The sequence below is a fragment of the Granulicatella balaenopterae genome (genome assembly GCF_900111135.1).
In the GTDB taxonomy this organism is placed as follows: domain Bacteria; phylum Bacillota; class Bacilli; order Lactobacillales; family Aerococcaceae; genus Granulicatella; species Granulicatella balaenopterae.
Map to the genome: position 1 here is coordinate 1 of NZ_FOGF01000058.1, position 7,963 is coordinate 7,963.

Here is a 7,963-nt window from a genome sequence, read left to right on the forward strand (position 1 = left end):
TTGTTTTAGGTAGTATTCACCCTTCCATGTATCGTGGGCGTAAACAGAATTAGGAGTAATAAAATACCAATGACCATTGTATTCTACCCATTCATTCCATGCCATTTTTCCACTGTCTTTTAGATAAGAACCATCTACCCATTCATTATGCGCTAATTTCCCGTTTTCTTTAGCAAAATGATGACCAGAATAAGAGTCATATACCCATTGATTTCTAACCATTTTTCCGTCTTCACCAACAAAAGAATCATTGACTATAGTGTTGCGAGCCATTTTACCATCTTCTTTGAAGTAGTACCAAATTCTTGTCTTAACTATATTAAACCACTCTGATTTTTTCAAGAAATTTGTAAGAGGGTCTACATAATAAGTATCTTCTCCAACTTGAATCCAACCTGTTTGAACAACCCCTTCTTGATTGGTATAAATCATATCAGTCGTTTGTGGGATAGTATAAAATCCAATTACCTTCTCTCCATTATCGTCAAAATAATATAGCTGATTAGCAATAGTTACAAAACCTTTTTGCTTTTCTTGGTCAGTTGAATCTCCCTCTTCAACCGGTTTAGTATCTTCTACACCTTCAACTGGTTTAGTATCCTCTACCGTTTCAATTGGTTCTGGTGTACTAGGTGCTTGTTGTTCTGAAGCGATTACTGATGGAGTAGCTAGACATAATAACGTACCAACAGTTACCATACAAGAAATTTTTTTCATCTTTTTTTCCTCCTTAAAAACTTCTCGCCAAATTGGCGAAAACCCTCGTTATGTTTTTTTGGCTCTTCTTATATATATTTTACAATATATTGACTTAGTTTTGTATTATTTTAGATATGGTATTTTTTTAAATACCATTATTTAACTTCATATTTATTCCTCCTTTCTAACCTTTCGCCAAATTGGCGAAAAGTTAGTATCTAAGAAATCATATCTTCTTTATCTAATGTTTGATACATGGTATTCATATACTCAAATGCTGATGTTTCATTTTTAGGAACTAATCCATTTTTAGTAACCCAATAATCTTTATCATCTAATTGATATGGAGTTGTTTTATTCCATTCTTTTAACGGTTCTATTACACCAGTAATACCATCTTCACCGATTGTTACCCATATTGTATCTTCTTGTTTTTTTAATTGATTTTCTAATTCAGTAACTTTTTCTAAAAAATCGTGAGGATTCTTTAGATATTGTTCTTTTAATTTTTGTAATCGTTCGGCTTCAGTTGTCACAGTAAATCCCCCTTCCCTTAGTTGCTTTTTCTCTTAAAGCGTTGTATAAAGCACAATTAATATCTAATAATTCATTCATTTTTTCAATCATTATTTTTGTTTCTGTGAAAATTGTTGTTCTTGCCCAGTCGTCACGATTATCTTCACTTCCTAATAATTCTTCGTACCATATTAAGAAATAATAGATACTGTTACGGTATACTATAGCATGTCCAACAGCTGATTCTAGATATTCTACTGGTAAACAATCTAATATATCAGATTGTTTGATACCTAATTTTTTACATGTTAATACATTAGCAATTGTAGTATAAATGCTATCTGCTTGTTCTGTATATTTTTTCATCTGATTATATAGTATCATGTTTCTCTTCCTTTCTTATTCCATATTATACTGCATATAATTTTTCTGGTTGATAAGTTTTGTGATTATATTTTTGTAATAGCTTTGTGATTTCTTCTAATTTTTCTTCTGTTAGTGTTGTGTTTTTTAGAATAATTTTAGGAGTATACATTTTACCGTCAGCAACATTACAAACATAAAATAGTAGGTCTTCATCATTCTTATCGTTAATAGTAATTTGTAAATTATGATACGCATATTTAATAGCTAGTTCATTATTAATTTTCTTTAATTCTTTTAGTAAGATTAATTGTTCCACGTTCATTCTCCCTTTCTTCTCAATTTATATTTTATCTTCTCCCTAAAACTTTTCGCCAATTTGGCGAAAGGTTGGGTTATGTTTTTTTCTTTTTAAGATGATACTTACTTCTTCGATACTTATTATTGGACGTTTTGAATAAATATTTTAATTTTTTGGATAACTTCTTTTTTTACTTGTTGTCCTTGTCTGAACATATAACTTTGTGCATCAGTAATATTTGCTAATTTATTAAAATCTTTTATTTTTATTTCTTGACTATAAAGATATTCTAAAACACTTTTTTGTAATTCTTCATATTGTGGTTTTAATGCGTTTCCCCTTATATTTTGACTATCATTACTTTGAATGCTTTGTACTTGTCCATCAAAAAACGTTGCACATTCAATAGCTTCAGATTGTTTTGTAAACTGTTTTGCATACTCTTTATAAGTTGTAAAACGATATCTTTTTGATGGCATATCTTTATCTTTATATGGATTTAAATCATAAATAATTTCTTTTACAAATCCTCTATTTGTTAAAACAATATATGCTTCTTTCACCTCTTAATTTCTCCTTTCAAACTTCTCGCCAAATTGGCGAAAAGTTACTTAACTATCTAAAGAGCTACACAAATTATGATTTACTATATAATTTAATAAATACCTTGAATTATCTTCATTAGCATAAAATTTTAAAAGTAGCGAATCTTTATCTATATTAACTACTAGTAACACTCCTTTTTATATTATTTTTCAATATATACTTCTTCATTCCAATCAACATAACAATCATCTACATTGACGTCATCAAGAAACAATTCAACATCATATTCATACCCTGCTCCAATATTTTCAATTGCTTCAATCATAGCGTTATTCGTAATATTTAATTCAATAGCTTCACCATTATCAATATGTTTTTGTACAATTTCTTCATCATCAGCTAATGTAATATCAGTGTTTTCAAATGTCCAATATTCATCAAAAAAATCAGTATCAGTATCAATGTATCGTTCATCACATAATTCTCTAAATACTTCTTTAACAAGATTTTTATATCGTGATGAATAATTCCAATCTGTAAATGTTGTTTGCGATTTACAACCTTTATCAGTGATGACAACTGTAAATGCTTCTATCGGTTTTAATAGTTCATCTTCAATTTCAGATAATCTATTTTCAGTTAAACCGTTACTCATTTTAAAGGTGTTATTTTCAAAATCTACATCACAATAAAATAATTCAAAACTGTTATGTTCCTCATCGTATAATGTAATATCTCTAAATTCCTCTATACATTCTAAAAATTCTAATTTCTGTTCTAATGTAGCAATACATTCTAAAACTTCATCATTATCTAATCGTTGTTGAATGGTTTCTTCATCTAATTTATCTAATGTAATTGAATCATCTTCAAATTTCCAATATTCCTTTATATCGTCCCATTCTTTTTGTGGGAAGTTTTTATAAGAACATTCAACTTCACTGAAAACATCATCTAATGTTTTACCATAAAAAACATCTAACCAAAAACCATCTAGTTTATTAAAGCGAACCATTATTTCAGATATTTTCCTTTCACGTTTGCAAGCCCATTTTAAGATTTCTTTTTTTGTCATTTCCATGTTTATCTACTCCTCTATAACTTTTCGCCAATTTGGCGAAAGGTTAGATTATTGTATATTTTCATTGATTGTTATTTATTATTTTTTATGTTATATTATGTGTAGAGCTAAAGCCATTTTGTTTTAGCGTCATGTAGTTAGACCGCTTTTATTAGCGGTCTTTTTTTATTGTCTACATAAGCTAACTCATTCATTTTTTAATTTCTACATTTTCGGGGTGAAATCTGAACGGAAATTAAAAGTTGCTTCATTTTCTGGATTATTATAATATGCTTCTTGTTCTCTAGCTAATTTAATCAAACCATCAAAACTTGATAATTCTTCACTTGGCTCGTCTGAAAAAAATTCACTAAAATCACCGTATTCTTTAACCTTATAAAACTCTCGATTAAAGTTAATGATAAAGCTATTACATCGTTTTGGATGACCCCAATTTTGCCAATCTTTAAAGAATACAACGTGGTGAGCATCAACAATCAATAGATACCCATACTTTGTTTTACGAATATGGTTTGAACCAACTCTAACTACTACATTGTTTTCGTCTGCGGATACATGACTGCCTAGTAATTTATTAAACCGATTACTAACATTCACTATTTGCCCATCATCAGTAAAACCTTTATATTTATAATTTGCTAAAAAATTGGTAAATATTTTCTTTCCCATAATTTTTTCTCCTTCCAAACTTTTCGCCAAATTGGCGAAAGGTTAAGTAATTTTTTATTTTCTTAATCATTCAGTATCATACCCATTTTTAGTAATGTTTTAGTTAATTTTGGATAATCTCCATCGTTAGCATATCCAGCGTTTTCTGTATAGATTCTACATTTTCCTAAATTGTGCGCCTGGTATTTGCAATATTTTTCTGCTTCTGCCCTTGTTAAGAAATACGCAACCGGCTCCCAAACTATTTGATAACCATTCTTGCTTATTTTAAAATCAATACCTTCAAAATCCCCATGTCTGCTTGTGTCAAAATCATCTGAATACTCATCATCCAAAAACTCCTGCAATTCAGATAATTGTCGTTCATTTAGTTCCCATTCCTCTAAAGCCCATTCAACAACTTCTTCCTTAGTGTGGTGAATATCTCCTATCGTTGCTTCATAATATTCAACGCCCTCCACTCCCATATCATGAGGACATGGTAAGTGAACTTCTTTTTGAACAACTACAATAGGCTCCGTTGTAAAATCTTTATTTCTTTCAGCCTTATATACATTCGCATATTGCTTCAAAAAATATACTTCTTCTTCGTTTAATTCTACTGTTATTCTCTTAGTGTTCATTTATATTTCTCCTAATCTTTTCACTATCTGCAACAATATACGCTTGCCAACTTTCAATTTCTGCTTGACTATCCTCTACTTGTCTTTTTAATCTATCTCGTACTTTTTTTAATTCTTTAATTTGTTTATTTTTAGCGTGAATGATAGACTGCTGTTCTTCATTTTCTTTTTCTAATTGTTTCACATATTTTAAAATAGTTACTTTTTCACATTCGTATATTTCTATTTTTCTTTCTAGTTGTTTTATTTTTTGAAAAGGGTTCAACATTATTTTTCCTTCTTTCAAACTTTTCGCCAATTTGGCGAAAACTTTTAATGATTATTTGTTTGAAGCTCAACCACACCAAATGCAATTGCTAATTCATCGAATGTAATTTCACTGTATTTTTTTGTACGTTTTTTGTAATTCCAATCTTTATGAAATACCTTAAAAATAAAATCTTCTCTAAATGACAACGATAAAATAAGTCCATCATTAGATTCTACTGAAATGAATTTTTTAGGATACCACATTAGATGATTTTCTAAATGACTTTCTTTAGGTAACTTAATTAATACAGCTTTTTCCGTAATTGATTCAATATTTTTAGCGTTAAAATAAATTTTTCTCCACATAACTTTATCCTTTCTCAATAAAAATAAGGCTATTATTAGCCTTGTTCATTGTCTTTATATTCTTTTGTCCAATTATTTATTGGAACTGTAAATTCCATTGTTGATGGTATATCTGCTTCCCCATAATTTTCAAAATATCTAATTAATGCAGCCATTAAATAGCCTTCAAAATTTCTTAAATTAGGATTTGTTTTACGTTCATGCAAGCATCTATAAATCACTTTATGTAATTCTAAAAAGTCTTCTTCTGCTAAGTCTTCTAAGAAAATTGTATTTTTAGAATGTTTAGAAACATGAGACTTAGCTTTAAAAATACAGCCAATAATGTTTTTAAAATCTTGTATATCATTTCTAGAAAATGTATAAATCAAGTCTGTTATATTTTGTGGGAGTCCTTGTTTTGTGTAATCATATATATTTTCTTTTGGTAATTTATTTGTTAATTGTCTTTGGTCTTCAAACTGTTCTCTAGTTCGTGTTGTGTCTTCTCCGTTATTTCTCATAACAAAGTGGTGTTGTCTTTGGTCTTCAAGTTGTTCTCTAACTTGTAATTTATCGTTGTCTTGTGATTCATATGATTCATTTGTATCATTTGTTGTTTTTATATTTAATCTTTTTATATTTAATTTATTAACTGTTCCTTTTGAACTGTTCATTTTGGACTGTTCAAAAGGAACTCCCCAAACTTCCGGAGTTTTTCCGATACTATTTTTTGGACTGTTCGAAAGGAACTCCCCAAACTTCCGGAGTTTTTCCGGTTCGGTTTTTTTCTTATTTTTTGCTCCAATTAATTCATACCCAATTTCATTCATTTTTAATATTAAATTTTCTATATCTTCTTTTGTAAATGGTACTTGATCGAAAAAATATTTATAATTATATTTCATACCTTCTCGTTTTTTAAACGCTACTATGTAATTTTCTTCTAATAATTCATTCCAAGCATTATTAACACTTTTTGTTTTATTTTTAGCAAAACAATTTTGTAACTGTGTTTTATGAAACACATAGTCTTCTGGCATACTAATCATATATGCAAGCAATCCTCTTGCTTGCAAAGATAAATTATTGTTTTGTAAAAAATCTCTGCTAATACTCTCATAACCTTTATTTCTATTATACTTATATATCGCCATTAAATTTCCCCTCTTTCTATACCCCCTTTATATAAAAAACCACAGAAAAAAGATTCTGTGGTTTATTACGAGGGCTTATTCAGTTATTAATTCAATATGAATCTGATTAGAAGTTTTATAAATCATAATGTAATTTTCTTCTACTAGTTTATCTAATACTTTATCAATTTTATCAATAGTTAATAATTCTTTTAATTCTTTTCTATTTGTATAAATAATATTATGTTTATTTCTTTTTTGGTAACAGTATGTTAATAATAATTTTTCATTCCAATCAATATTTTTATCATTATAAAAAGGTTCGTTTATAATATTTATTTCTGGAGTTTCGTAAAATATTTTTCTCTTATTCATAAAAATCATCTTCCTCCTGTTCTTTTCTTTCTTCTAATTTATCATGTATCTTTACAATAGCAATAATGAATATTGCTAAAATTACTACACCTTTCAATAAAAATAGGAAAACTTGTAATGGATAAACAAAAACTGCTACAATCAACACTGCTACAATAGCTAAAAGAGCAAGAAGAATAATACAATATCCTACATATAGAAATAGATAAATTATAAGTCCTATTGCAGCTAATGCTAAAAGTCCTTCTAGAAATCCCATTACTGTTACCTCCTATTATAGTTTAATCATTTTTTTAGAATGCAATAATTCTAATAATTCTTTTAGTATTACAGTATCTAATTGTTTTTCTAAAATAGATAACTCTTCATTATTTGCTATTTCATTCATTAAATCATCTACTGTTTTTTTTGTTTTTTTACTATTTGTCTTTTCTAATTCTTCTTCGTTATCTTCATCTTCACTTGTAAAACATTCTTTTATAGCATCTTCTGTAATTGGATTAATAGTTTTTATTAGTTGTAAGTTTTTACTAGTAATTTTAATGTCAAAATTCACGATGCTATTAAAAATAATTAATTGTTCGATATCAGAGAACTTAGCTAAAATTTCTCCGTTTGCAAGAGATAATTTTTTATTATCTAATAAATTCATAAATTCATCAATTAATTTTGCACAAGCGACGTATCTAGATAATGTTCTTTCACTTATCTTTTCTTCTACGGCAATTATTTTTAGAGAATCAGTACCTTTTTTCCCTTGGTGTTTTGTAGCATCCACTTTTAGTTTGTAAGCTCTTGCTTTTTCACTTTCTTTAATGTGTTGTCGTTGCATAAAGTTACTTTGCACTAAACCTATCGCAGTTTCTTCATCCGTTAGATCTTTAATTATCGCTGGAATAGTTGTCCAACCCAATCGCTTAATTGCTTCGTATCTATTATGCCCTGCTACAATTTCATAATAATCTTTTTTAGGTCGTACAATAATAGCATTGTCTAACCCTCTTTTTTTTATATCCATCATTAGAATTTCTAATTGTTTTTCAGTATATTCTGTAAATGG

The 7,963-nt window shown here is 28.2% G+C and carries 13 protein-coding genes and 1 pseudogene; all 14 read right to left on the reverse strand.

What is annotated here, in order from left to right; translation table 11 throughout:
* Positions 1-717, reverse strand: a pseudogene (locus BMX09_RS09280) (hypothetical protein); the annotation flags it as partial.
* Positions 718-917: 200 nt separating this feature from the next.
* Positions 918-1,235, reverse strand: coding sequence for a hypothetical protein (locus BMX09_RS09285; protein ID WP_089747970.1), 318 nt, complete (start codon positions 1,233-1,235; stop codon positions 918-920).
* On the reverse strand, positions 1,225-1,599 hold the full coding sequence (locus BMX09_RS09290; protein ID WP_089747972.1) for a hypothetical protein: 375 nt from the start codon (positions 1,597-1,599) through the stop codon (positions 1,225-1,227). Before BMX09_RS09290 ends, BMX09_RS09285 begins: the two co-directional genes overlap by 11 nt.
* Positions 1,600-1,624: 25 nt before the next feature.
* Positions 1,625-1,897, reverse strand: coding sequence for a hypothetical protein (locus BMX09_RS09295; RefSeq protein WP_089747974.1), 273 nt, complete (start codon positions 1,895-1,897; stop codon positions 1,625-1,627).
* Between the two features lie 122 nt (positions 1,898-2,019).
* A complete protein-coding gene (locus BMX09_RS09300; RefSeq protein ID WP_089747976.1) occupies positions 2,020-2,442 on the reverse strand; it encodes a hypothetical protein in 423 nt (140 codons plus the stop codon).
* 185 nt (positions 2,443-2,627) lie between these two features.
* Positions 2,628-3,506, reverse strand: a complete 879-nt coding sequence (locus BMX09_RS09305) for a hypothetical protein (RefSeq protein ID WP_089747978.1) — start codon at positions 3,504-3,506, stop codon at positions 2,628-2,630.
* A gap of 204 nt (positions 3,507-3,710) precedes the next feature.
* Positions 3,711-4,175 (reverse strand): hypothetical protein, encoded by a 465-nt coding sequence (locus BMX09_RS09310; protein WP_089747980.1) that lies wholly within the window; start codon positions 4,173-4,175, stop codon positions 3,711-3,713.
* Between the two features lie 62 nt (positions 4,176-4,237).
* On the reverse strand, positions 4,238-4,798 hold the full coding sequence (locus BMX09_RS09315; RefSeq protein WP_089747983.1) for a hypothetical protein: 561 nt from the start codon (positions 4,796-4,798) through the stop codon (positions 4,238-4,240).
* Positions 4,788-5,084, reverse strand: coding sequence for a hypothetical protein (locus BMX09_RS09320; protein WP_143054407.1), 297 nt, complete (start codon positions 5,082-5,084; stop codon positions 4,788-4,790). The genes BMX09_RS09315 and BMX09_RS09320 overlap by 11 nt, the downstream gene beginning before the upstream one ends.
* A gap of 26 nt (positions 5,085-5,110) precedes the next feature.
* Positions 5,111-5,413: a hypothetical protein gene (locus tag BMX09_RS09325; RefSeq protein ID WP_089747987.1), complete on the reverse strand. Its 303-nt coding sequence runs from the start codon at positions 5,411-5,413 to the stop codon at positions 5,111-5,113.
* 35 nt (positions 5,414-5,448) lie between these two features.
* Positions 5,449-6,549 carry a hypothetical protein gene (locus BMX09_RS09330; protein ID WP_089747989.1) on the reverse strand — a complete coding sequence of 367 codons (1,101 nt, stop codon included), beginning with the start codon at positions 6,547-6,549 and terminating at the stop codon, positions 5,449-5,451.
* Between the two features lie 75 nt (positions 6,550-6,624).
* Positions 6,625-6,903: a hypothetical protein gene (locus BMX09_RS09335; RefSeq protein ID WP_143054408.1), complete on the reverse strand. Its 279-nt coding sequence runs from the start codon at positions 6,901-6,903 to the stop codon at positions 6,625-6,627.
* Positions 6,896-7,162, reverse strand: a complete 267-nt coding sequence (locus BMX09_RS09340; protein ID WP_089747993.1) for a hypothetical protein — start codon at positions 7,160-7,162, stop codon at positions 6,896-6,898. The genes BMX09_RS09335 and BMX09_RS09340 overlap by 8 nt, the downstream gene beginning before the upstream one ends.
* 15 nt (positions 7,163-7,177) lie before the next feature.
* A partial coding sequence (locus BMX09_RS09345) for a ParB/RepB/Spo0J family partition protein (RefSeq protein ID WP_089747996.1) occupies positions 7,178-7,963 on the reverse strand: 786 nt, incomplete at its 5' end.